Annotated in this window: 26 protein-coding genes and 2 pseudogenes; 11 read left to right on the top strand and 17 right to left on the bottom strand. The window is 61.7% G+C overall.

Annotation, left to right across the window (positions count from 1 at the left end):
• Nucleotides 1–5: 5 nt before the first annotated feature.
• Together phnD and phnC are read right to left on the bottom strand one after the other, a co-directional pair.
• The gene (phnD, locus tag LPU83_RS39660; protein WP_024313467.1) at nucleotides 6–911 is read right to left on the bottom strand and encodes a phosphonate ABC transporter substrate-binding protein; all 906 of its coding nucleotides are present in this window, start codon (nucleotides 909–911) and stop codon (nucleotides 6–8) included.
• A gap of 89 nt (nucleotides 912–1,000) precedes the next feature.
• Nucleotides 1,001–1,846 (bottom strand): annotated as a pseudogene (gene phnC / locus LPU83_RS39655) (phosphonate ABC transporter ATP-binding protein).
• Between the two features lie 325 nt (nucleotides 1,847–2,171).
• On the opposite strand from phnC, the gene LPU83_RS39650 reads away from it, so the two are divergent.
• On the top strand, nucleotides 2,172–2,384 hold the full coding sequence (locus LPU83_RS39650) for a hypothetical protein (RefSeq protein ID WP_024313466.1): 213 nt from the start codon (nucleotides 2,172–2,174) through the stop codon (nucleotides 2,382–2,384).
• A 105-nt stretch (nucleotides 2,385–2,489) separates the two neighbouring features.
• Here the strand turns inward: LPU83_RS39650 and LPU83_RS39645 are convergent, their stop codons facing one another.
• From LPU83_RS39645 to LPU83_RS39630, 4 genes are all read right to left on the bottom strand, one after another.
• Entirely contained in the window at nucleotides 2,490–3,107 is a 618-nt protein-coding gene (locus LPU83_RS39645; protein WP_024313465.1) for a DapH/DapD/GlmU-related protein, read from the bottom strand.
• Entirely contained in the window at nucleotides 3,104–3,814 is a 711-nt protein-coding gene (gene phnL, locus LPU83_RS39640; RefSeq protein ID WP_024313464.1) for a phosphonate C-P lyase system protein PhnL, read from the bottom strand. Before phnL ends, LPU83_RS39645 begins: the two co-directional genes overlap by 4 nt.
• Before the next feature lie 65 nt (nucleotides 3,815–3,879).
• Nucleotides 3,880–4,656, bottom strand: coding sequence for a phosphonate C-P lyase system protein PhnK (gene phnK / locus LPU83_RS39635; protein ID WP_024313463.1), 777 nt, complete (start codon nucleotides 4,654–4,656; stop codon nucleotides 3,880–3,882).
• Nucleotides 4,653–5,534 carry an alpha-D-ribose 1-methylphosphonate 5-phosphate C-P-lyase PhnJ gene (locus LPU83_RS39630; RefSeq protein WP_024313462.1) on the bottom strand — a complete coding sequence of 294 codons (882 nt, stop codon included), beginning with the start codon at nucleotides 5,532–5,534 and terminating at the stop codon, nucleotides 4,653–4,655. The genes phnK and LPU83_RS39630 overlap by 4 nt, the downstream gene beginning before the upstream one ends.
• 47 nt (nucleotides 5,535–5,581) lie before the next feature.
• Between LPU83_RS39630 and LPU83_RS39625 the strand changes: the two genes are divergently transcribed.
• Nucleotides 5,582–5,764 (top strand): hypothetical protein, encoded by a 183-nt coding sequence (locus LPU83_RS39625; RefSeq protein WP_024313461.1) that lies wholly within the window; start codon nucleotides 5,582–5,584, stop codon nucleotides 5,762–5,764.
• A gap of 5 nt (nucleotides 5,765–5,769) precedes the next feature.
• Here LPU83_RS39625 and LPU83_RS39620 read toward each other — a convergent pair.
• The 3 genes and pseudogenes from LPU83_RS39620 to phnG form a co-directional block, all read right to left on the bottom strand.
• Nucleotides 5,770–6,879: pseudogene (locus tag LPU83_RS39620) on the bottom strand (carbon-phosphorus lyase complex subunit).
• Between the two features lie 4 nt (nucleotides 6,880–6,883).
• Nucleotides 6,884–7,492, bottom strand: a complete 609-nt coding sequence (gene phnH, locus LPU83_RS39615) for a phosphonate C-P lyase system protein PhnH (RefSeq protein ID WP_024313460.1) — start codon at nucleotides 7,490–7,492, stop codon at nucleotides 6,884–6,886.
• Nucleotides 7,492–7,962, bottom strand: a complete 471-nt coding sequence (phnG, locus tag LPU83_RS39610) for a phosphonate C-P lyase system protein PhnG (protein WP_024313459.1) — start codon at nucleotides 7,960–7,962, stop codon at nucleotides 7,492–7,494. Before phnG ends, phnH begins: the two co-directional genes overlap by 1 nt.
• Before the next feature lie 98 nt (nucleotides 7,963–8,060).
• Here phnG and phnF point away from each other — a divergent pair, with 98 nt between their 5' ends.
• On the top strand, nucleotides 8,061–8,792 hold the full coding sequence (phnF, locus tag LPU83_RS39605) for a phosphonate metabolism transcriptional regulator PhnF (protein WP_024313458.1): 732 nt from the start codon (nucleotides 8,061–8,063) through the stop codon (nucleotides 8,790–8,792).
• Between the two features lie 94 nt (nucleotides 8,793–8,886).
• On the opposite strand, the gene LPU83_RS39600 is transcribed toward phnF, so the two are convergent.
• Nucleotides 8,887–9,405 carry a DUF6428 family protein gene (locus tag LPU83_RS39600; RefSeq protein WP_024313457.1) on the bottom strand — a complete coding sequence of 173 codons (519 nt, stop codon included), beginning with the start codon at nucleotides 9,403–9,405 and terminating at the stop codon, nucleotides 8,887–8,889.
• Nucleotides 9,406–9,447: 42 nt separating this feature from the next.
• Between LPU83_RS39600 and LPU83_RS39595 the strand changes: the two genes are divergently transcribed.
• Genes LPU83_RS39595 through arsK form a run of 6 tightly spaced genes read left to right on the top strand, consistent with a single transcriptional unit; the run spans nucleotide 9,448 to nucleotide 13,461 of the window.
• Complete coding sequence (locus tag LPU83_RS39595; RefSeq protein ID WP_024313456.1) at nucleotides 9,448–9,804, top strand: ArsR/SmtB family transcription factor; 357 nt, start codon at nucleotides 9,448–9,450, stop codon at nucleotides 9,802–9,804.
• Nucleotides 9,801–10,334, top strand: a complete 534-nt coding sequence (locus LPU83_RS39590; RefSeq protein WP_024313455.1) for an arsenate reductase ArsC — start codon at nucleotides 9,801–9,803, stop codon at nucleotides 10,332–10,334. The genes LPU83_RS39595 and LPU83_RS39590 overlap by 4 nt, the downstream gene beginning before the upstream one ends.
• Nucleotides 10,331–11,026, top strand: coding sequence for an MIP/aquaporin family protein (locus LPU83_RS39585; protein WP_024313454.1), 696 nt, complete (start codon nucleotides 10,331–10,333; stop codon nucleotides 11,024–11,026). The genes LPU83_RS39590 and LPU83_RS39585 overlap by 4 nt, the downstream gene beginning before the upstream one ends.
• Nucleotides 11,023–11,445, top strand: a complete 423-nt coding sequence (arsC, locus tag LPU83_RS39580; protein ID WP_024313453.1) for an arsenate reductase (glutaredoxin) — start codon at nucleotides 11,023–11,025, stop codon at nucleotides 11,443–11,445. Before LPU83_RS39585 ends, arsC begins: the two co-directional genes overlap by 4 nt.
• Nucleotides 11,402–12,145: an arsenical resistance protein ArsH gene (arsH, locus tag LPU83_RS39575; RefSeq protein WP_029709906.1), complete on the top strand. Its 744-nt coding sequence runs from the start codon at nucleotides 11,402–11,404 to the stop codon at nucleotides 12,143–12,145. The genes arsC and arsH overlap by 44 nt, the downstream gene beginning before the upstream one ends.
• Nucleotides 12,142–13,461, top strand: coding sequence for an arsenite efflux MFS transporter ArsK (gene arsK / locus LPU83_RS39570; RefSeq protein WP_037068911.1), 1,320 nt, complete (start codon nucleotides 12,142–12,144; stop codon nucleotides 13,459–13,461). The genes arsH and arsK overlap by 4 nt, the downstream gene beginning before the upstream one ends.
• A gap of 193 nt (nucleotides 13,462–13,654) precedes the next feature.
• Here arsK and LPU83_RS39565 read toward each other — a convergent pair whose 3' ends face one another.
• On the bottom strand, nucleotides 13,655–14,491 hold the full coding sequence (locus LPU83_RS39565) for an oxidoreductase (RefSeq protein ID WP_024313450.1): 837 nt from the start codon (nucleotides 14,489–14,491) through the stop codon (nucleotides 13,655–13,657).
• Between the two features lie 86 nt (nucleotides 14,492–14,577).
• On the opposite strand from LPU83_RS39565, the gene LPU83_RS39560 reads away from it, so the two are divergent.
• Nucleotides 14,578–14,991 carry a winged helix-turn-helix transcriptional regulator gene (locus tag LPU83_RS39560; protein ID WP_024313449.1) on the top strand — a complete coding sequence of 138 codons (414 nt, stop codon included), beginning with the start codon at nucleotides 14,578–14,580 and terminating at the stop codon, nucleotides 14,989–14,991.
• A gap of 56 nt (nucleotides 14,992–15,047) precedes the next feature.
• On the opposite strand, the gene LPU83_RS39555 is transcribed toward LPU83_RS39560, so the two are convergent.
• The 6 genes from LPU83_RS39555 to mepA all read right to left on the bottom strand — a co-directional run bounded on the left by LPU83_RS39555 (nucleotide 15,048) and on the right by mepA (nucleotide 21,041).
• Nucleotides 15,048–15,683, bottom strand: coding sequence for a 2,3-bisphosphoglycerate-dependent phosphoglycerate mutase (locus LPU83_RS39555; protein WP_024313448.1), 636 nt, complete (start codon nucleotides 15,681–15,683; stop codon nucleotides 15,048–15,050).
• A 21-nt stretch (nucleotides 15,684–15,704) separates the two neighbouring features.
• Nucleotides 15,705–16,529 (bottom strand): 4-hydroxy-tetrahydrodipicolinate reductase, encoded by an 825-nt coding sequence (gene dapB, locus LPU83_RS39550; protein ID WP_024313447.1) that lies wholly within the window; start codon nucleotides 16,527–16,529, stop codon nucleotides 15,705–15,707.
• 21 nt (nucleotides 16,530–16,550) lie between these two features.
• Nucleotides 16,551–18,338: an ABC transporter ATP-binding protein gene (locus LPU83_RS39545; protein WP_024313446.1), complete on the bottom strand. Its 1,788-nt coding sequence runs from the start codon at nucleotides 18,336–18,338 to the stop codon at nucleotides 16,551–16,553.
• A 96-nt stretch (nucleotides 18,339–18,434) separates the two neighbouring features.
• A complete protein-coding gene (locus LPU83_RS39540) occupies nucleotides 18,435–19,460 on the bottom strand; it encodes a glucokinase (protein WP_024313445.1) in 1,026 nt (341 codons plus the stop codon).
• A gap of 36 nt (nucleotides 19,461–19,496) precedes the next feature.
• Nucleotides 19,497–19,877, bottom strand: a complete 381-nt coding sequence (locus LPU83_RS39535; protein WP_024313444.1) for a methylglyoxal synthase — start codon at nucleotides 19,875–19,877, stop codon at nucleotides 19,497–19,499.
• A gap of 90 nt (nucleotides 19,878–19,967) precedes the next feature.
• On the bottom strand, nucleotides 19,968–21,041 hold the full coding sequence (gene mepA / locus LPU83_RS39530; RefSeq protein ID WP_024313443.1) for a penicillin-insensitive murein endopeptidase: 1,074 nt from the start codon (nucleotides 21,039–21,041) through the stop codon (nucleotides 19,968–19,970).
• A gap of 227 nt (nucleotides 21,042–21,268) precedes the next feature.
• On the opposite strand from mepA, the gene LPU83_RS39525 reads away from it, so the two are divergent.
• The gene (locus LPU83_RS39525) at nucleotides 21,269–23,104 is read left to right on the top strand and encodes an extracellular solute-binding protein (protein WP_024313442.1); all 1,836 of its coding nucleotides are present in this window, start codon (nucleotides 21,269–21,271) and stop codon (nucleotides 23,102–23,104) included.
• Nucleotides 23,105–23,199: the final 95 nt, after the last annotated feature.

Below are 23,199 nucleotides of genomic sequence, written 5' to 3'. Positions count from 1 at the left end.
ATCGATCAACCGCCGATGGCAGCCTTACGAGCGTCGATAATAGCGTTGTAGAAATCAGGCTGAACCTTGGTGTAGCCCTGGTAGTCGCCGCCTTCGATGGCTGCAAAGCACTTGGCGTCCATCTTCGGCAGCTTCGTGAAGAAGTCGGTGAGCTTTGCCTGCCAATCGGCGCCGAGTTCGTTGCGAACGACGAGCGGACCGTTCGGGATCAACGGCGAACGCCAGACTTCGACGAGCTTGTTCGGGTCTACGGTACCCTTGTCGACAGCCTTGCGGAAGGTGCCAGAGGTGTAACCGTCCTTGAAATCGCCGATGCCCGAAGAGTCGTCGACAGCGATGTCGACCTTGCCGTCGTAGGCAGCGAGAAGGTTGTTCTCGTGGCCGCCGTTGAACTGCGTGGAGGCGAAGTACTTGTCATTCGGCATGCCCGTGTCCTTCGGGATCTGTGTCAGCGGAATGAGGTAGCCCGAGGTGGAGTCCGGATCGGCGTAGCCGAGCTTCTTGCCCTTGGCATCCTTGATGTCCTTGATGCCCGAGGACTTGAGAGCAAGACCGATCGAGTGGTAGCCGGTCGAGCCGTCCTTCTGGACCGTCGTCAGGATCGGGGTCACAGCCTTTTCGTCCTTGATAGCGATAGCAGCGTAGCCGGACGCGCCGAGTTCTGCGAAGTCGAGCGTGCCACCGAGCAGACCCTGGATAACGCCGTCATAGTCAGCAGCCGGGAAGAGCGAAACCTTCTCGAAGCCGAATTCGGTCTTCAGGTGGTCTGCAAGGCAAGCGTAGTTGCGCAGACGGTCAGCTTCGTTTTCGCCGCCGAGAATACCAACGCGGAATTCCTTGAGGTCTGCAGCATGCGAAACGCCGGCAAGCGCAAACAGCGCCGTCGCGGCAAAAAGTGCTTTCTTCAACATGGTTCTCTCCTGATTGACCGGTGTCCCCGGCAACTCTGTTTAAGAAGAAGTTTGCCCGTAACGCGGGCTTGCGATCGAGGCCGCCCCTATCAGAGACCGGCCAGCGCCAGCGGTTGCAGGCCAGCGGATTGTTGCGCGGCCGCGGCCGCGGGAATGTTGATCGAGGTCGAGGTCATCGTCTCGTCGATGCCGGCGCCGTCCCTGTCGGTGCCGTAGATCTGCTTGACGGCACCGGCCGTCAGTTCGGACGGCTTGCCGTCGAAGACGACACGGCCGGCGGCCATGCCGACGATGCGTTCGCAGTAGTTGCGAGCCGTATCCAGCGTGTGCAGGTTGGTGACGACGGTGATGCCTTCGCGCTCGTTGATGTCGCGCAGTGCGTCCATGACGATCTTGGCGTTGAGCGGATCGAGCGAGGCAATCGGCTCGTCGGCAAGCACCATCTTCGGGTTCTGCATCAGAGCGCGGGCAATGGCGACGCGCTGCTGCTGGCCGCCGGAGAGCGTGCCGGCCATTTGCAGCGCCGTCTGCTCGATGCCGAGGCGCTCAAGAGCTGCGATCGCATGAATGCGCTCCTCGCGGGTGAAGACACCGAGCAGGCTCATTGCGGTCGGGCGATGGTTCAGACGGCCGAGCATGACGTTGGTCAACACGTCGAGACGCGGAACGAGATTGAACTGCTGGAAGATCATGGCGCAATCGCGCTACCAGTTGCGCAACGCCTGGCCGCGGAGGCTGGAAACCTCGACACCCGCGAACTGGATCGATCCCGAGGTCGGCTCCTGCAGGCGGTTGATCATGCGAAGCAGCGTAGACTTGCCGGCGCCGGAACGGCCGATGATGCCGACCATCTGGCCCTGAGGAATGTCGAGCGTCACGGAATCGACGGCTGTCTTGCTTCCGAAACGGCGGGTGACATTCCTCAGCTCGAACATCATGCTCTTCCTCATAGTCCAGATGCGATATGAGCCAGTGCATTAGTCCCGCTTCATGAATGGGGAATGTCAGTTTTATGTAAGGACTGTCACAATCGGGGCCTTGGTGGGCGCGTCCCTGATGCCGAAATCCGGCCGGGCCGGCGTGCTGTTGCCGCTGCGTGCCGGGTGAAGGATTGGACGAGAGCTACCGATCAGAAGCTTTGCTGTGCGATTGCACGCCCGGTCAGTCCGGACAGCAGGCGATGAGAGCGTCCGTCATTGATGGTTGACCCAATCACCCGTCAATGGCAGGCAGTTTAGAAAGGATACTGGAGCAAAAGCGATGGATCAAACTCTCTTCAAAAGCCTGTGCAACGCCGGCAAATTTAAGGAGGCACTCGGCCTCGCCACCCGTGGGCATGAAGACGAAAAATATACGCCCAGCCGTTTCTCGATGGACAAAAAAACCGGTCTACCGATCTTCTACCGCGGCAACAAGCGCGTCGAGGCGGACGCGACCGGTGAGTGGCAATTGGCAAAGAATCCGAGGCCGTAGGCTCTCCTGACGGGCCGCGGAGTGACCGTCTCCGCAAGCCTTGAACCGCCCCGGAGGCCTGCAGGACGTTAAGCGGCCCCCGGAGCGAACCCAGGGGGGCTTCGTTCACTGTTCGTAGCGCGAGAGGAAATCCTCGGCACTCAGATTGCGAAAATCAGGCAAGGCGACCCGCAGGCGGTCATGTTCCCAATCCCACCAGGCAAGCCGATCCATCCGCTCGCCGATTTCCTTCGGGAAGCGTTCGCGGATGAGCCTTGCCGGCACGCCACCGACGATGGTGTAGGGTGCAACGTCCCTGGAGACCACGGCACCGGCGCCGATGACCGCACCATTGCCGATCTTGACGCCGGGTAAAATGGTGGCGCCGTGACCGATCCAGACATCATGGCCGATGACGACGCGGTTGGAGCGGCGCCATGCGAAGAAATCGGCCTCCATATCGGCGTCCGGCCAGTAGTCAGCAGCGCGGTAGGTGAAGTGGTGCAGCGTCGCGCGCCAGGTCGGGTGGTTGGTGGCATTGATACGCACCGATGCGGCGATGTTGACGAACTTTCCGATCGTCGCGCACCAGATGGAGCCGTCCTGCATGACGTAGGAATAGTCGCCGAACTCGACCTCGTCGATGCGGCAGCGCTCCGAGACTTCCGTGAAGCGGCCAAAGGTGGTGTTCGTGACGGATGCCGTTTCATGGAAATAGGGCTCGATGCCAATCTTGCGGTTCATGCGGCAATTGCCTTTCGCGGCGAGAACGTCTGGACGTCGAGAATGCGGTCGGCGACAGCTTCGCGCACTTCCTCGTCGTGGAAAATTCCAAGAAGGGCGACGCCCGCTTTCTTCTTTTCCTCGATCATGCTGACGACCACGGCACGGTTCTTGGCATCGAGCGAGGCGGTCGGCTCGTCGAGCAGGAGAACCGTGTGCTCGGTGATAAAGCCGCGGGCGATGTTGACACGCTGCTGCTCACCGCCGGAGAAGGTGGCGGGCGGAAGTTGCCAGAGCGCTTCCGGCAGGTTCAGTTTCGACAGCAGTTCGGCGGCCTTTTCCCGCGCGGCGTCGGCTTTCTCGCCGCGCGCGACCAGCGGCTCGGCGACCACGTCGATCGCCGCGACACGCGGCACAGTGCGCAGGAACTGGCTGACATAGCCGAGTGTGTGGCGGCGCACGTCGATGACCGTGCGCGGATCCGCGGTCGCCAGATCGACGATCCTGTCCTGATGCTTGATCAGGATCTGGCCACTGTCGACGGCATAATTGCCGTAGATCATTTTCAGAAGCGAGCTCTTGCCGATGCCAGACGGCCCGCCGAGGACGACGCATTCACCGGATGCCACGGAAAAGGACACGTCCGAAACGACCGGCAGTTTGATGCCGTCGCGCAGGTGCATGGTGAAGCTCTTGGCGACTTCAGAAACAACAAGGGGCGTTGCCATGATTTCTTTCCTTAGTTTTCGCTTACTCGCGAAGCCGGTAGCCGGCTTCCAAACAGCATGCGCGATCAGACCTGCAGAATGGAGGAGACAAGGAGCTGCGTGTACGGCTCGCGCGGATCGTCCAGGACGCGATTGGTCAGGCCGTGCTCGATGACATGGCCATCCTTCATCACCATGATGCGATGCGACAGCAGGCGTGCGACGGCGAGATCGTGGGTGACGATGATCGCGGCAAGGCCAAGATCGTTGACAAGACCGCGCACGAGGTCGAGCAGGCGGGCCTGCACCGAGACATCGAGGCCGCCGGTCGGCTCATCCATGAAGACGAGGCGTGGACCGGTGACCAGATTGCGGGCGATCTGCAGGCGTTGACGCATGCCGCCGGAGAAGGCGCGCGGCTGATCGTCGATACGGCCCGCATCGATTTCGACGCGCTGCAGCCAATCGACCGCCGTCGAGCGGATGTTGCCATAGTGGCGGTCACCGATCGCCATCAGGCGCTCGCCGACATTGGCGCCGGCAGACACCATCATGCGCAGACCGTCAGCCGGATTCTGATGCACGAAACCCCAGTCCGTGCGCATCAGAAAGCGGCGTTCGGCCTCGCTCATACGATAGAGATCGCGATAGGCGCCATCACGCATGTGGTATTCGACGCTGCCGGTGGTCGGCATCAGACGGGTCGAGATGCAGTTCAGAAGCGTCGTCTTGCCCGAGCCGGATTCACCGACGATGGCGAGCACTTCGCCGGGCCAGAGCTCGAAGGAGACGTTCCGGCACCCGATGCGATTGCCGTAGAACTTTGAGACGTCGTTGGCCTTGAGAAGCGGGGCGTCAGTCATTCGGCGGCCTCCTGATTGGGTGCCAACATCTCGCCGACATGCCCTTTGGCGCGGCGGTCTTCGCAGTGGTCGGTGTCGGAGCAGACGAACATGCGGCCGCCCTTGTCGTCGAGGATGACCTCGTCGAGATAAACCTCTTCGGCTCCGCACAGCGCGCAGGGCTTGCCGAAGCGCTGAATCTCGAAGGGGTAATCGTCGAAGTCGAGGCTGACCACATCGGTATAGGGCGGAACGGCATAGATGCGCTTCTCGCGCCCTGCCCCGAAGAGCTGCAGCGCATCCGACATGTGCATTTTCGGATTGTCGAACTTCGGCGTCGGCGACGGGTCCATGACGTAGCGGCCGGCAACCTTCACCGGATAGGCATAGGTCTTGGAGATGCGGCCGTTATGCGCAATGTCCTCGTAAAGCTTTACATGCATGAGGCCATATTCTTCCAGCGCATGCATCTTGCGGGTTTCGGTCTCGCGCGGCTCGAGGAAGCGGAGCGGTTCCGGGATCGGCACCTGATAGACGAGCACCTGGTTCGGTCCAAGCTTCTCTTCCGGAATGCGGTGGCGCGTCTGGATGATCGTCGCATCCTTGGTGTGCGTTGTGACCGCGACATTGGCGACCTTCTGGAAGAAAGCGCGGATCGAGACGGCGTTGGTGGTGTCGTCAGCGCCCTGATCGATGACCTTCAGCACATCGTCCGGACCGATGATCGAGGCCGTCACCTGCACGCCACCGGTTCCCCAGCCGTAAGGCATCGGCATTTCGCGCGAGGCAAAGGGCACCTGATAGCCGGGAATGGCGATCGCCTTCAGGATGGCGCGACGGATCATCCGCTTCGTCTGTTCGTCCAGATAAGCGAAATTGTAGGTGGCTAGATCGGTCATCTTTGATTGCCCTGTGGTTGCAGGGGCCAGACAGACGGAAGGTCACAATGGAAGCCGACACTTCGAGCGAAGCGCTCGTGATCTTGGCTGTAATGACCTGCTTCGTCGTCCTCCCCTTCCTCTTCAAGCCGAAGACAAATGGTGTAGCTGCTGATGGCGGCGGCGATGTCAGACATGCTGGTGGCGGCGATGCCACTTGCGATGCTGACGACGGTGGAGGCGGCGACTGATCTCGTCATTCGGCCGCCTCCTTGATGGTGTCGCGGCCACCGGCGCGGCCGGCTACAAATTCGCTGCGCATACGACGGACCAGGTCGAGTTCAGCCTGGAAGTCCACGTAGTGCGGCAGCTTCAGGTGCTCGACGAAGCCGGTCGACTGGACGTTGTCGGCGTGCGAAATGACGAATTCCTCGTCCTGCGCCGGAGCGGTGATGTCCTCGCCGAGCTCTTCGGCACGCAGCGCCCGGTCGACGAGAGACATCGACATCGCCTTGCGCTCGCTCTGGCCGAAGACCAGGCCGTAGCCGCGGGTGAACTGCGGTGGCGCCTTGGACGAGCCCTTGAACTGGTTGACCATCTGGCATTCCGTGACCTGGATGGTGCCGAGGGAAACAGAAAAGCCGAGTTCGGGAACATCGAACTCCACCTCGACCTCGCCGATGCGGATTTCGCCGGTGAAGGGGTGGTTGCGGCCGTAGCCGCGCTGGGTCGAATAGCCGAGCGCCTAGAGGAAGCCTTCGTCGCCGCGGGCAAGCGCCTGCAGGCGCAGGTCGCGCGTCATCGGGAACTCCATCGGCTCGCGCGTCAGATCGCCGATCTCGTGATCCTCAGGCATTTCGCCATCACCCTCGATCAGGCCCTCCTGAGCGAGGATTTCCGAAACGCGCATGACGCGGCCGGATTCGGCATCGCGCAGCGCCGGCTCGTCGACGGCGTCATCTGCCAGGAGCGACGGGTCGAGCAGGCGGTGGGTATAATCGAAGGTCGGGCCGAGCAACTGGCCGCCCGGGAGATCCTTGTAGGTTGCCGAAACACGGCGCTCGATTTTCATCCGGGCCGTGTCGATCGGGTTGGAATAGCCCAAACGCGGCAGCGTCGTGCGATAGGCGCGCAGCAGGAAGATCGCCTCGATCATGTCGCCGCGCGACTGGCGAACGGCGAGAGCTGCGAGCATGCGATCGTAAAGCGAGGCTTCCGCCATGACGCGGTCGACGGCGAGCGCCAGCTGCGCCACGATCTGGTCGATGCCGATAGCCGGCAGCGAACGGTCGCCGCGGCGGCGATCCGCCAGCAGGCGATGGGCATTGGCAATGGCGGCCTCGCCTCCTTTGACAGCAACATACATGGGGTCACATCTCCGTTGCGGTGATCTTGGTGGTGCGCGGCAGGCAGACGAAACGGTTGCCCGAGGTCAGCACGATGTCGATGCCGCGCGGGAAGAGCGCACGGTTCTCCGTCCAGAGGCGGGGGAAGGTATCGGGCAGACCGATCGGCGCAAGGTCCGTCACCGTCTCAATGCCCGGCCCCATCAGGGCGAGCCTGCGTCCTGCCTCGAGATCCGCCAACTCGATGACCAGGGTGGTCGAGCGATCAGGATATTCCTGCGTCCCGGCGGCAAAGAGACCGAAGGGGGACAGCGTTGTACCCGCTTCGACAAAGGCGAAGCGCGCTTCGGCCTTCTCAGGCGTTACCGTCGCGCCGGTGTGGAAGCCGAGCCACTGAGGCACGGCCGATTTTGCGAGACCGGCAGACAGCCATACGGGCGTATCGTGATCGCAGAGCGTTAGCGCGATCGCGCCGGCGGCAATGCCGAGCGGCGCCGGCGGCGTCGCATCGGGGGCGACCGTCTGGATCGTGCCGGGACGCGCCATCGCATCCATCAGCAGCTTGAACACGCTCTGTGCGTGGAAGACCGGTTCAGCAAAGCCGCCGATCAGTGCTTCCGTCTTGAGGCTCATCAGTCGTCTCCGCGAACCATGGTGAAGAAATCGACGCGCGTCGCGGCCGTCTCGTCGGCCCTGCGGCGCTCTTCTGCGGCCACCCGGGCAGCGATCGGCGCAAGCAGCGTCTGCTCGACAAACTGCTGCGTCGCAGCCTCCTGCCAAAGCGCATCGAAAATGGCGGAAAGCCGCGCCTTCTCGCGGTCCGTGCCAAGCGCCTGGGCGTGGCCGACGGTGCCGGAAGCGAGACGAACGGTCGCACGCGTCACGGTCACCTCACCGAGATTGAACGGTGCGCCACCGCCGCCCATGCGGCCGCGGACCATGACGAGGCCCGTTTCCGGCCCGCGCACCGGCTGGACCACCGGTTTCTCCGCCAGGCCGTTCCATGCTTTAACCAATTCCGGTCGCTCTGCACGTGCGAGCAGGTCGATGACGCGCTTGCGTCCGCCTGCCGCCGCCGGCTCATTCGTCTCCGCCAAGCTCATTGCCGCATCCTTTAAATGTCTATTGATATAGACAACTATACAAGATATAGTTACGCTTAAATCGCCGACGTGACAAGCGTGTGACATCAAGGGGCAAAATGGCTGGACAGGTACAAAGACAGACAGGCGTTGCGCTATGGCGCCAGATTGCCGACCGCATTCGCCAGGCAATCAGCGCCGGGGTTTATGACGAGGCGGGTATGGTGCCGCCGGAGACGGTTCTGGCGCTGCAGTTCGGCGTCAACCGCCATACGGTGCGCAGCGCGATCGCCGCGCTTGCCCAGGAGGGCATCGTGCGCGCTGTGCAGGGCCGCGGCACACTGATCGAACGTAAGGAACGGCTGAACTTTCCGATCACCCGACGCACGCGGTTCACGACCGGTATCGGTGAGCAGGCGCGCGAAATGCGCGGACTGCTGCTTGGGCATAGCGAAGAGAGAGCGGACGACGAGGTGGCCCGCTGGTTGAAGCTGCGGCAGGGGACACCGGTGATCCGCATGGAAACGGTGCGCAAGGCCGACAATCGGCCGGTCTCCTGCGCCACGGCCTGGTTTCCTGCCGAACGCTTTGCCGGCATGCCGGCGGCCTACGAGAAGACGGAATCGATCACCCGGGCCTTTGCCGAATTCGGCCTATCCGACTATGTACGCGCGACGACGGAGGTCACCGCCGCCCATGCCGACGCCGCCGATCTGGCGGCACTGGAACTGACGCCGGGGGCGATCGTCCTGATCACCAAGGCGATGAACACGGATCTAAAGGGTGTGCCAGTGCAATATGCGATCAGTCGGTTTTCGGCGGATCGGGTGCAGTTCACCATCGAGAACTGAGAAAGGCCGGGCGCGCTGGAGAACCCGGCCCTCCAAAGCTGGCATTGGATTTAGACGCCTTATCCTGACGGTAATGCGTCATTGCCGTGCGGCGTCAAGCGCAACAGGCGTTACTTCCCGCCGTGGGGGCACAACACGATCGTGCCTGTTGTTCCGCAAGCCACCGATCGCGCGGTTTGCAGCTGGCGGGCCGCGGCGATAGCTCGACGTGCACAGTGCCGGCGCGCAGCGTTGGCATCGCGGCGCGGTAGAGCTGCATCGGTTGAACGCCGTCGCTGACTTCAAAGGTCAGTTTGGCTGAATCATCGAGCTTCACGTGCTCCGTGACCTTGCGGATGATCGCGGAGAATTTGCCAGCAGGCATATGGGTGCGGTCGCCCTCCTCGATATCCCAGAGCTGAATGAAAATCTCCGTCCATGCTTCCGGGTTGGCGCCGCAGTCCAGCGCCGAAAACCGACCGGCCTTGACCTCAGTGACGTGGTAGCCAGGCTTCACCGGTTGTCCATCGTAGTAGAATATCAGCGGAGAATCTTTGGCATCGGCAAGTGTGCTGAGCAATAGGCCGAGGCTGATATCGTCTTCCTGAACGTCGCTATTGTCGATCGCGTCCATCTGCGTTATTCCTCATTTCAATCATTCAAGGATTGTTGAAATATGGATCAACGTCAAGCCCTCGTCGCATTTGGCGCGCTGTCACAGGAAACCCGCCTGCACATCGTCCGCATGCTTGTGGTCGCCGGCCCGAACGGCATGGCGGCAGGGGCGATCGCAGAACAAGCGGAGGTATCACCGTCCAACGTCTCCTTCCATCTGAAGGAGCTGGAACGCTCAGGACTGATCGCGCAGCAGCGCGAATCACGATCGATCATCTACACCGCGAACTATGAGGCGCTCGGCGGCCTGGTTCGGTTCCTGATGGAAGACTGCTGCTCCGGGCACCCGGAAATCTGCGCGCCCGCCGCTAAGGTCGCGGCCTGCTGCACCCCTAAAATGGAGGAAAACCTGCAATGACCGCTGACCGCGTTTACAATGCGCTCTTTCTCTGCACGGGCAATTCCGCCCGCTCGATCCTGGCCGAATCCATTCTCAATGCCGAGGGCAATGGCCGCTTCAAAGCCTATTCAGCCGGCAGCCAGCCAAACGGTGAGGTTAACCTTCTGGCGCTGAAGGAGCTTGCGGCGCTTGGTTACCCAACGAACGGCTTCCACTCGAAGAGCTGGGACGAGTTTGCCGAGCCGGGGGCGCCGGAGATGGACTTCATCTTCACGGTCTGCGACAGGGCCGCCGGCGAGGCCTGTCCGGTTTGGATCGGCCATCCCATGACCGCCCACTGGGGTGTGGAGGATCCGGCCGCCGTCGAAGGCAGCGACGTCGAAAAGGGTCGCGCTTTTGCCCAGGCTGCTCGCTTTCTGAAGAATAGGATCATGGCTTTTGTCAGCCTGCCGCTTGCATCGATCGACAAGCTCGCGTTGGAGACGCATCTCCATCAGATCGGCACCTTGGAGGGTGCGACCTTAAAGCCATCCAGGGCAAGCCGATGACCCGGTTCGATCTGCCGCGCCGGCTGGTCGCAGAGGGACTTGGGACAGCCATGCTGGTCGCAACAGTGGTCGGATCTGGCGTCATGGCAGCATCGCTGACTCAGGATGTTGGCCTGACATTGCTGGGGAACACGCTGGCGACCGGCGCAATCCTGGTGGTCCTGATCACCATCCTCGGCCCGATCTCCGGAGCCCAATTCAATCCTGCGGTCTCGCTGATTTTCGCTATCTCTCGCAAGTTGCCGAAGCGTGACTTTGGGGGATACATCCTGGCTCAGATTGCCGGCGGCGTGGCCGGCACAATCGCAGCTCACCTTATGTTCGGCCTGCCGCTGGTCGAAATGTCGAGCAAGGCTCGTACCGGCGGCGCACAGTGGTTCTCCGAAGGAGTCGCGACGTTCGGGCTGGTGGCGGTCATCCTCGCCGGCATCAAGTTCGAACAGAGGGCGGTGCCTTGGCTTGTGGGGCTCTATATCACGGCCGCTTACTGGTTCACCGCCTCCACCTCATTCGCCAATCCCGCCGTCGCTTTGGCACGGTCGTTGACCGACACCTTCTCCGGGATCCGCCCGGTCGATCTACCGGGGTTCTGGTTGGCAGAGATTGCTGGCGCGGTCGCTGCCCTCATCCTGTGTACCTGGCTTCTGCGGCCAGGTGCTACATCAACCGCATCGTCAGAGGCAAAGTTATGAACGTTACCATCTATCACAACACGCAGTGCGGCACGTCACGCAACACGCTGGCGATGATCCGCAACACCGGCATCGAACCTGATATCATCGAATACCTGAAGGACCCGCCGTCGCGTGCGCAGCTCGTGAAGATGATCGCCGACGCAGGGTTGACCGTGCGCCAAGCAATCCGGGAAAAGGGCACGCCCTATGCGGAGCTCGGTCTCGATAACCCTGCCCTGACCGACGATCAACTGCTCGACGCGATGCTGAAAGACCCGATCCTGATCAACCGGCCGTTCGTCATCACACCGCTCGGCACCAGGCTTGCGCGCCCGTCCGAAGTCGTTCTGGATATTCTCCCCGGCACCCACAAGGGCGCCTTCACCAAGGAGGATGGCGAACAGGTGCTCGACGGCGAGGGCAAGCGCATTGTCTGATCTGCCTGCCGTATCCCCGCAGCATCTGCGCCAGCCGGATCTCTCGGCGTTGCGGCCGCCCTTCTCGACCCACAAGCCGCGCATTCTGATCCTTTGTGGCTCGCTGAGGACTGTATCCTACAGTCGCCTGCTTGCGCAGGAGGCGGCACGGCTGCTCGATCACTTCGGCTGCGAGGTTAGGATCTTCAATCCGGAAGGCCTGCCGCTTCCCGACGGCGCTCCGGTGACGCATCCCAAGGTGCAGGAGCTGCGCGCGCTGTCTGAATGGTCGGAAGGCCAGGTGTGGGTCAGCCCCGAACGTCATGGCGCGATGACCGGCATCATGAAGGCGCAGATCGACTGGATCCTGCTGGCGGTGGGCTCGGTGCGCCCGACGCAGGGCAAGACGCTAGCCGTCATGCAGGTTTCCGGCGGCTCGCAGTCCTTCAATGCAGTCGGACAGATGCGCATCCTCGGCCGCTGGATGCGGATGATCACCATTCCGAACCAGTCGTCGGTGGCTAAGGCCTTCCAGGAGTTCGATGCCGACGGCCGCATGAAACCCTCCTCCTATTACGACCGCGTGGTCGATGTGTGCGAGGAGCTGGTGAAGTTCACCTCGCTGACGCGCGATGCTTCGGCCTATCTCACCGATCGCTACAGCGAGCGGAAGGAGGAGGCCGAAAAACTCGAACAGCGCGTGAGCCTCAATTCCCTATGACGACGACCAGCACCGAACGCTCCCCTGTCGCGGCAATCCTCGCCCTCGGTCTGACGCAGATCATCGGCTACGGAACGCTCTATTACAGCTTCAGCATCCTTGCGCCGGATATGGCGCGGGATCTCGATTGGTCCTCGGAATGGATTTTTGGTGCGCTGTCCGTAGCTCTCCTGATCGGCGGCCTGGCGGCGCCGACCATGGGCAGGTGGATTGACCGCTTTGGCGCCGGCCGTGTCATGACGGCGGGCTCGGCGATTGCGGCCGCAGCGCTTGCCGCGTGCGCCTTCGCTCCCGGCAAGATCGCCTTCGTCGCCGCACTGATCGCGATCGAGACGGCGTCCAATCTGGTGCAATATGGGGGCGCCTTTGCTTTGCTCGTCCAGATCAGGCCGAAGGTTGCCCAGCGCAGCATCACCTATCTGACACTGATCGCTGGCTTTGCTTCGACGATTTTCTGGCCGATCACCACGGTGGCCAACGCGCACATGTCCTGGCAGCACGTGTATCTGATCTTCGCTGCTATCAATCTTCTGGTCTGCCTTCCCATTCATGCATGGTTGTCGCGCAGCGTCAGCGAAACCCGCAAACGGGAGAAGAACGAAGCGGCAAAGCACGTCGAACCGAGCCTTCCGCCATCCGTGCGAACGCCGGCCTTCATCCTGATGGTCATGGGGTTTGCTCTGGAGAGCTTCGTCAACGCAGCACTCCTCGTGCACATGGTTCCGGTGCTATCCGGACTTGGGCTTGGAGCCCTGGCGGTGATGGTCGGCACGGTGTTTGGCCCGTCGCAGGTGCTGAGCCGCTTCATCAACATGGTCTTCGGGGGCGGACTGTCGCAGCTGACGCTGGCGCTCATCTCTGCGGTGTTGCTGCCGGCGGCCCTGGTCACTCTGATCGTCACCGCCCCGTCCGTACCAGGCGCATTGGTCTTCGCCGTCGTCTTCGGTCTTGGCTCGGGGCTGAGCAGCATCGTGCAGGGAACCTTGCCGCTGGCACTCTTTGGCAGCGAAGGGTACGGGCGACGACAGGGCAAGGTGTTGTCCATCCGCTTGGTGATTTCGTCGACCGCCCCATTTGTCCTCGCGTTCATGATGGAGAACATCGGCGTATCGTGGTCGCTCGCGGTTGCCGCCGTCGTCGGTGCTATAGCCGTCCTCGGATTTGTCGCGATTGGCCGGCTAGCGCAGCTGCTTGACCGACCGCATCTTGCGACGCCGCGTGGCGACGAGCTTGCCGTGCAAGTCGTGACGCTTGGGCAGCAGATCGCCAATCGCCTGCCGGACTTCGAGTCCGCAACGGACGCGGCAGAGCGCTAGAAGAAACGCGCCACCCCACCGTCGCCTGCTGGCTCACGGCCTTGCTGGCGCGATCGCTGCCCTTATCCCTTGTGTACCTGGCTTCTCCGGCAAGGTGCTGCATCAACCGTATCATCAGAGGCAAAGTCATGAACGTCACATCCAGTCGCGAGCAGCTCGTGACGATGATTGCTGATCCGGGCCTGACCGTTCGTCAGCCGCCGGGCTCAAAATCGGTTGAGACACTAAGTTCGCGCCAAGCCGCATGCTCCTTGGCTCGTGCAGCGTCGTTCTGCTCGACGCCGCGCAACGCATCGCTGCCGAGCAGCAAGCGCAGTGGCGGTTCGGCAAGGCCGGCAACATGGACGACGGCGGCGGCTGCCTTTGCCGGATCTCCCGGCTGCCTGCCGTTATAATCGCGCTGATAGCGCGCCATCTTTCCGACGGTGTCCTCGTATTCCGGCCGGCCTTCCCGAAGTGTAGTGGACGAGCCGGCAAAGTCGGTCCTGAAGCCGCCCGGCTCGATGATCGTCACCTTGATGCCGAGCGGGCCGACCTCCTTGGCCAGAACTTCCGAGAAGCCCTCCACGCCCCATTTGGCGGCAGCGTAAGGCGCACGCCCCGCCGGGCCGATGCGACCGCCGACGGAGGAGAACTGGATGATGTGTCCGAAACCCTGCTCTCGCATTATCGGTAGCGCGGCCTTGGTGACGATGATCGTTCCGAAGAGGTTCGTTTCGATCTGGGCACGGAAGTCGGCAAGGCTTGTATCCTCAATCGAGCCGACATCGCCGTAACCTGCATTGTTGACGAGAACATCCAGCCGGCCGAACCTGTCGACCGCCGACTTCACGGCCGATGCGGCAGACCGCTCATCGGCGACATCGAGGGTGGCTGTCAGGACGTTGTCGCCGAAGCGTTGCTTGAGATCCTCAAGTTGCGACGGATTGCGCGCCGTTGCGACCAATTTGTGCCCCACCGCCAGTACCCCTTCAGCAAGCGCCCTGCCGAGCCCACGAGAACTGCCTGTAATCAACCAAACCTGTGACATGGAAATCTCCTTGATCCGCCGGAAGGCCATATAGGCAAATCAGTCTCATCTTGAAAGAAGGTACCCACAGGAGCTATACATACCCAATGGTAACTGGCCTGGACGATGGTACATTCGATTTCTGCGAAACGCTGATGGACGCGCAGGACGCGCTTGCTCGCGAGATGCTGGAACGCGCCAGCGCCAAATGGCCGCTGCGGGTCATGCACATATTGGCTAAGGCCAACGGCCCCTTGCGCTTTTCGCGCGTTCTGGAACGGGTGGAGGGGATCAGTCAGAAGGTGCTGACGCAGACGCTACGGACGCTGGAGAGCGACGGTCTGGTGACGCGAACGCTCTACCCGCAGGTGCCGCCACGAGTGGAATATGAACTGACGCCGCTTGGCGGCGAGCTTCTGGTAGAAGTCGTGGCGCTCTGGCAGTGGATCGCCAATCGTCTGCCGGATTTCGAGGCGGCCCGCGCGCAGTCGCCTCGCGCGACGGACGCAGCAAAGAGCTAGAACCGGGCAAAATTCAAAAAACGCCGCGCGCCCGATGATGCGCGGCGCCTTTGAACTCAATGCGCGCCGGACATGTCGCCGAGCACTTCCTTGGAAGCGACGGTGGAATCGGCGTTGAGCTTGTAGACCATGGGGACGCCGGTCGCGAGGTTGAGCGCCAGGATCTGTTCCTTGGTCAGGCGGTCGAGCACCATCACCAGCGAGCGCAACGAATTGCCGTGGGCGGCGACGAGCACCTTTTCGCCGCGCAACACGCGGGGCAGGATTTCCGTCAGGTAGTAAGGCCAGACGCGGGCGCCGGTGTCGCGCAGGCTTTCGCCACCCGGAGGCGGAACATCATAAGAGCGGCGCCAGATGTGGACTTGCTCCTCGCCCCACTTGGCGCGGGCATCGTCCTTGTTGAGGCCCGAGAGATCGCCGTAATCGCGCTCGTTGAGCGCCTGATCTTTGAGCGTCTCGAGGTCCGGCTGGCCGACATTGTCGAGGATGATCGTCAGCGTGTCCTGAGCGCGCTTCAGGTCGGAGGTGAAGGCGACATCGAACTTGATGCCGTAGTCGGCCAGCGCCTTGCCGCCGGTGTTGGCCTCCTGGATGCCAAGCTCGGTCAGCTCCGGATCCTTCCAGCCGGTGAAAAGGTTCTTCAGATTCCAGTCGCTTTGGCCGTGGCGAACGAGAACGAGGGTGCCGCTCATGAAAAATGCCTCCGAAAAAGATTACCTTGAAGAGAGCCCGAGCACGTCGAGCATGGAATAGAGACCGGGCTTCTTGTCACGCGCCCAGAGCGCCGCCTTGACGGCGCCGCGGCCGAAGATCGAACGATCGGTGGCGCTGTGCGACATCGTCACCGTTTCGCCCTCGCCGGCAAAGATCACGGAGTGCTCGCCGACAACCGAGCCGCCGCGCAGTGTCGCAAAGCCGATGGTGCCTTCCTCGCGCGGACCGGTGTGACCGTCGCGCGAGCGCACCGACTTCGATACGAGATCGATGCCCCTGCCCTTGGCCGCCGCTTCGCCAAGAAGCAGCGCCGTGCCCGAGGGCGCGTCAACCTTGCGCTTGTGATGCATTTCGAGGACTTCGATGTCCCAGTCGGCCGGATCGAGCGCACGAGCGGCCCGCTCGACAAGGACGCTGAGCAGATTCACGCCGAGGCCCATATTGCCCGACTTCACCACCCGGGCGTGACGGGCGGCCGCCGTAATCTTCGCGTTGTCCTCTGCCGAGCAGCCGGTTGTCCCGATCACATGGACGATGCGCGCCTGACCGGCAAGTGCGGCGAATTCGTTCGTTGTTGCCGGGGTCGTAAAATCGAGGACGCCATCGGCATGAAGAAACGCCGCGAGGGGATCGTCCCCGACAGTGATGCCGTTCGTCCCAAGACCCGCAATTTCGCCGGCATCCTTGCCGACGAACGGTGAGCCGGGGCGGGCCACAGCCGCATGCAGCGTGACCCCATCCATCGAATCGACAAGCCGTATGAGCGTCTGCCCCATGCGTCCCGCTGCTCCAACCACTACCAGTTTCATCGCAGCATCGCTCATGTCAGTCGATCATCCTATGTGTCAGCGGGCATCCGAGGCTGCTGGCCTCTGCAGATTGTTGAGGCGAGCGTAGAGACCGTCGCTGCGCTGTGCAAGGCTCTCGTGATTGCCTTCCTCCATGATCCGGCCCTGCTGCATAACCACGATCTTGTCGGCGCGGACAACCGTCGAAAGGCGGTGGGCAATGACGACCACCGTGCGGCCAACCATGGCCCCATCGAGTGCCTTCTGGACCGCCGCCTCCGATTCCGTGTCCAGCGCCGAGGTCGCTTCATCCAGCAGCAAGATCGGAGCGTTGCGCACGAGGGCGCGGGCAATCGACAGGCGCTGGCGTTGACCGCCGGAAAGCGTCACGCCGTTTTCTCCGACTGGGGTGTCGTAGCCATGGGGCTGTGCCAGGATGAAGTCGTGTGCGTAGGCAAGGCGCGCGGCGCGCTCGACCTCCTCATCGGTCGCCTCCGGGCGGCCGTAGCGGATATTGTCGCGGATCGTACCCTCAAAGAGATACGGCTGCTGGGAGACATAGGCCAGTTGCTCACGCAGCGACTGTTTCGTCACATGCGCAATGTCCTGGCCGTCGATCAGGATTTGCCCAGCCTTCGGGTCGTAGAAGCGCGGAATGAGCGTGATGATCGTCGACTTGCCGGCACCGGATGGCCCGACAAGCGCCGTCGTCTTCCCGCCTTCGGCAAGGAAGCTGACATGGCGCAACACATCATCCTCGCCATAGGCGAAGGAGACGTTGCGGAATTCAATCTTGGCTTCCTTGACCACAAGCGCCTTCGCGCCAGGCACATCGCGCTGATGCGGCACCGTATCGAGGAATTCATAGATCATGCGCGCGTTGACGACGGCACGCTCCATCTGCACCTGCAGACGTGCGAGGCGGCGTGCGGGATCGTAGGCCAGTAGCAAGGCCATCACGAAAGAGAAGAAGGCGCCCGGCGGAATATTGTTGTAGATCGTGCGGTAAGCGGCGTAGGCAAGGACGCTGGCGACCGCGAGGCCGGCAAAGCTTTCCGTCAGCGGCGCTGTCCGTTCGGATAGACGAGCGATACGGTTCGCACGCCGTTCGGCGCTCTCCACAAGCCTGTCAACCTTGTGCTCCAACTGGCCTTCCATGGTGAAGGCCTTGACGATGGCGATACCCTGGATGGTTTCCTGCATCGCGCCGGCGACATGGCTGTTGACGTGGATTGCATCTTTGGTCGCCGTGCGAAGCCGCTTCGACACGTATCGCAACGCGTAAAGAAGAGGCGGCGCCAGAACGAAAACCGCGAGGCTGAGCAGCGGATCCTGGATGATCATCACGGCCAGCAGAGAGATGAACGTCAGGAGATCGCGCACTGTCGACGTGATCGTCAGGTTCATCACATCACGGATGCCGCTGATGTTCTGGTTGAGCTGCGCAACAACGTGGGCCGAGCGCGTCTGGTTGAAGTAGCCGAGCGACAATTTCATCAGGTGCGAATAGGCGCGCTGCTGATACCGCGCCACAATGTTGTTGCCGATCTTGGAGAGGACCACCGCCTGGCCATAGCTCGCGAAACCGCGCAGCACGAAGGCAATGAAGATGGTGAAACAGATGGCCCAGACAATATCCGCGCGCCGGTTTGCGAACGCCTCGTTGATCACCGACTTCATGATCCAGGCGGTATACGCCGTCGACAAGGCAACGATGACGAGGCAGCTGATAGCAAAAACATAGCCCCAGAGATGATCCCGGCCGTTTTCTGCGATGATGCGCTTCAAGATGCCGGTGATGCTGTCGCTCGTTACAGGCTTCTGCTGGGTGTCCAGTGCTTGCAAAAATCCGTCTTCCTGTGTGTCAGGACACGCATGTCCTCATGACTGCGTGCGCTCGCGCGGCTCTATAAAGAGTTGGCAGGCTTTTGACCAGAGCCGTTACGCCCGCCAGCGACGCCCATCCGTCGAGACCCCGAAGCTCTCGGGCTTGCGGGCATAGGACGAGAGACCCGCAAGAGCCGCAAGCGGGTGCGTGACGACATAGGTCGGGATCGTCGCAAGCAGCTCGGAATGCGGCGCCTTGTCCTCGAACGCAGCGCGGAATTGCGGCCTTCTCAGCGCCGGAAGGATCTTCTGCGAGATGCCGCCCGACAGGAAGACGCCACCGCGGGCCATGAAGATCATCGCCATGTCACCGGCGACGCGGCCGAGATAGGTCGAGAACAGGTTAATCGTCTCGACGGCGACCTTATCGGAAGCGGCGAGCGCGTGCGACGTGATGTCCGCCGGATCGGAATAGGCGGGGGCAATGCCATCAGCGGCACAAATTGCCCGGTAGAGGTTGACGATGCCACGGCCGCAGAGAATCTGCTCTGCCGAAATCCGGCCTTCGATCGTCTCCACGTGCGGGAAGAGCTCGAGATCGCGCGCGGTACGCGGCCCGAGATCGACGTGACCACCCTCGCCCGGCACGGGAATCCAGGAGCCTCGCGCGTGGACGAGCCCGCCGACACCGAGACCGGTGCCCGGGCCGAGGACGACGCGGGATGCAATCATGTCGCCCGACGCATCGCCAAGGCGCTCGCGGTTGTCATCAGAGAGATTAGCGATTGCCAGTGCTTGCGCTTCGAAATCGTTGACGACGAGGACGTCTTCGATACCGAGGCCATCGATCATGGTTCGCGGGCGGACGACCCAGTCGCAATTGGTCAGCGGTATTTCGTCCCGGCTGATCGGCCCGGCCACCGCCAAGATCGCCGAGCGCGGCCGCAAGCTGCTCTTTTCGAGAATGCAGCTGCGGATCGCATCGTCGATCGTCTCGAAATCGGCGGTGCGAACGTTGGGAAAATGGATCTGCTCTGCCGCGGCGTCCGGGATAATCGCAAAACGGGCATTCGTGCCGCCAATGTCGCCGATCAGGATCGGAAAGGGCATGGCGGTTTCGCTGGTATCGAGCTGTGGCATGGCGGGTTCCGTGCGTGCGCGCTTTTCAAGCGCCGGTTACGCGTGAAGGGTGGCAATGAGCTTGTCGGCGGTCGCTTCGTTGAGCGCCATCGGAATATCGTAGACGATTGCAAGCCGCATCAAAGCCTTGACATCGACATCATGCGGCATCGGCGTCAGAGGATCGACAAAAAAGATCAGCGCATCGACTTCGCCGGTGGCAATAAGAGCCCCGATCTGCTGGTCGCCGCCGAGCGGGCCGCTTTTCAAGCGGGTCACATCGAGGTCCGGAGCCGCCTCGATCACCCGACCGCCGGTCGTGCCCGTGGCGACGATTTTCCAGCTTGCGAATGTCTCGCGGTTGCGGCGCGCAAACTCCGCCATGTCGTCCTTCTTCTGGTCATGCGCAATCAATGCAAGGCACTTGCCGCCGGCCATGAACAGAACCTCCACCTGAAATTCAATCGATTTGGTTGCTTCTATACGAAGCGTCCGTCTTTTGAAAGACCACCGCCCCGGCCGGCAGCGTCATTCGTCGGACGGCTTGTCGTCCGGTACCGGTCCGATGGCCGGCAGCGCCTCGTCAGACGCCGCGGCAGGCACCAGCGCCATCGGCGCGACCTCCGGGGCAGCAGCGGCGGCGGCGCCAAAGGTGGCCGTCTGCACCGAACCGACGGACGGCGCCGCGAGAACCGACGAGCAGGCATTCGGAAGATCGGAGACCATCACTTCGCGCGGCTTGGCCGGCTTCGTACCGGGCTTCGGCGGCTTCGGCGGCGCCCATGGTTCCTTCGTGAACCACCATGCCAGCGATTTGCCGCATCCATCGTCAGCAGGAACCGGCGCTTGCGGCTTGCACGAGGCTGCGCCCGGTGGGCACTTGATGCGGATGTGGAAGTGGGAATCGTGACCGTAGATCGGGCGCAGCTTGCCGAGATTGGTGCGATCGCCTCTCCAGGTATCGCACATCTTTTTCTTGATGGCCGGATTAACGAAGATCCGCTCGACCTGCGGGTAGCTGGCCGCACGCATCAAAAGCCGGGCGCGCGATTCGGTCCAGACATCCGGATTGATGGTGAGGAAGGCACCCTTCTGCAGCATCGTCGTGAAGGGCAGGGTTTCGCGCGCCTCGACGCTCATCGGGTGAGCGGGCATCGGCGTCAGCCACACGTCGGCATCAAGTCCTATCTGGTGCGAGGCGTGGCCGTTGAACATCGGCCCGCCGCGCGGCTGCGAGATATCGCCGACCAAAAGGCCTGGCCATCCGTCATACTTTGCCGCATCCCGGGACAGCCGCTCCAAGAGAGAGATCATGGCGGGATTGCCCCAGTGGCGATTGCGCGACAGCCGCATGGTCTGCCAGGTGGGGCCATCGGTCGGAAGTGCGACGGCGCCGGACATGCAGCCTTTCGCGTAGAAGCCGAAGGGCTGCGCCGCCCCTTGATTTGGCAAGGCGACGGCGCCGAAGAGGGCCTTGGCGCTCCCGGGACTTGGCTGCTTCTGCTCGGCGCTGGCATCGCCGGCGACGAGACTTGCACCGAGCACGCCGGCGAATGCCAATTTCAAGAATGTTTGGAAAGTCCGAGCGGTATGGAGAGCCATGCCATGTCCTGAACGTCTGTGGCCGCGGCCGAGTGATTTTGCGTCGAATCTACCGTGAAAGGCAATTTTGGTGAATCGATGTTTTGCATAAGCAGGAAATGAGCCAATCTTACCCGGGCAACAAAAGGGTCCGATCCCGCGAGCCTGACAAAAACTGTCATATCATCTTTTTTTCGCCCGCTTTTCGCCTATTGTCGATGAAAGCGAAAAGCAATCGGGGTTGGCGAATGGCGCGTACGTGGTCGAAAAGACGTTTGATTGTTGCGCTGGTCGCTTTGAGCTGGTTGGCCCTACCGGTTCAGGCACAGGAACAGAACTTCCAAATTGGAACTTCGAGCATCGGCGAACTCAAATATAAGCCCGGCTTCAAGCATTTCGATTACGTTAACCCGAATGCGCCGAAGGGTGGGACGCTCAATCTTTCGACGACCGGCACCTTCGACACGTTCAACCCGTTGCCGGCGAAGGGCGAACTTGCCGACGGCGCGGCGCTGGTTTTCGAGACGCTGACCAAGTCCGCCGATGATGAGCTGCTCGCCAGCTATGGACTTTTGGCCGAGGGCATTTCCTTTCCGGCGGATATATCGAGCGCAACCTTCCGGCTGCGCGCCGAAGCAAAGTGGGCGGACGGTCAGCCGGTTACACCTGAGGACGTCATCTTCAGCCTGGACAAGTTCAAGCAACTGAACCCGCTTTACGCCAACTATTACAAGCATGTCGTTCGCGCCGAAAAGACCGGCGACCGCGACGTGACCTTCATCTTTGATGAGAAGGGCAACAAGGAGCTTCCGAACATCCTCGGGCAGTTGATGATCCTGCCGAAGCATTGGTGGGAAGGGACGGGTTCGGATGGGAAGCCGCGCGATATTACCAAAACCACGCTGGAGCCGATCTTGGGCTCCGGTCCATACAAGATTGCCGCATTCACCGCCGGATCCACGGTCCGCTACGAACTCCGCGACGACTATTGGGGCAAGGACCTCAACGTCAATGTCGGCCAGAACAACTTCCGCAATGTCAATTACACCTTCTTCGGAGATCGCGAGGTCGAGTTCGAGGCCTTCCGTGCCGGCAACGTGGATTACCGCCAGGAAACGCAGGCGAGCCGTTGGGCCAAGGCTTATGACTTTCCCGCCATTAAGGATGGCCGCGTGATCCGTGAAGAGGTGCCGAATGCGTTGCGCGCCGTCGGCGTCATGCAGGCGCTAACGCCCAATCTGCGACGCGATCAGTTCAAGGATCCACGCGTTCGCGAAGCGCTAAACTACGCTCTCGATTTCGAAGATCTCAACCGCAACCTCGCTTTCAATGCGTTCAAGCGCATCGACAGCTACTTCTGGGGCACGGAACTTGCGTCATCCGGGTTGCCGCAAGGGCGCGAACTCGAAATTCTCCAAAGCCTGAAAGATCAGGTTCCTCCTGAAGTCTTCACCACGCCATACGCCAATCCGGTCGCTGGCGACCCGCAGAAGCTTCGCGACAACCTGCGAAAGGCAATCGGGCTTTTCAAGGAGGCGGGCTACGAGCTTCAGGGCAACCGTATGGTCAATACCAAGACCGGCCAGCCGATGAGCTTCGAAATCCTGTTGTCCAACCCGTCCTTCGAGCGCTCGGTGATGCCGTTTGTCAACAACCTCAAGAAGATTGGCGTCGACGCGCGCCTGCGCACCGTTGACGCTTCCCAATATACGAACCGCGTCAGAAGTTTCGACTACGACATGATCTGGTCTGTCTGGGCCGAGACGATGAACCCGGGCAATGAGCAGATGGATTATTGGGGCTCGCAATCCGCAAACCAGCAGGGTTCGCGCAACTACGCCGGCATCGCCAATCCAGCCATCGACGCCCTGATCCGGATGATCATTTTCGCGCCCAATCGTGATGAACAGGTCGCCGCGATTAAGGCAATGGACCGCGTCCTGCTCGCCAATCACTATGTCATCCCGCTTTTCTACAGCAATAACTCGCGCATAGCCTATTGGAACAAGCTGGCCCATCCCGCGGAACTGCCGACTTACTCCATCGGCTTTCCCGATGTCTGGTGGTCGAAAGATGCGAAATAGGCAGGCAGGCGGGCGGACTTGCATTGCTGAGGTGACTGGGCTCCAAATGAACAATGCGAATCAGGACAAGGCACTGCGTGCCGGGCGACACCACA

This window comes from Rhizobium favelukesii (assembly GCF_000577275.2).
Lineage (GTDB): Bacteria > Pseudomonadota > Alphaproteobacteria > Rhizobiales > Rhizobiaceae > Rhizobium > Rhizobium favelukesii.
Note: the sequence above shows the minus strand (reverse complement) of the source record. Positions and strands in the feature narration are given on the sequence as shown.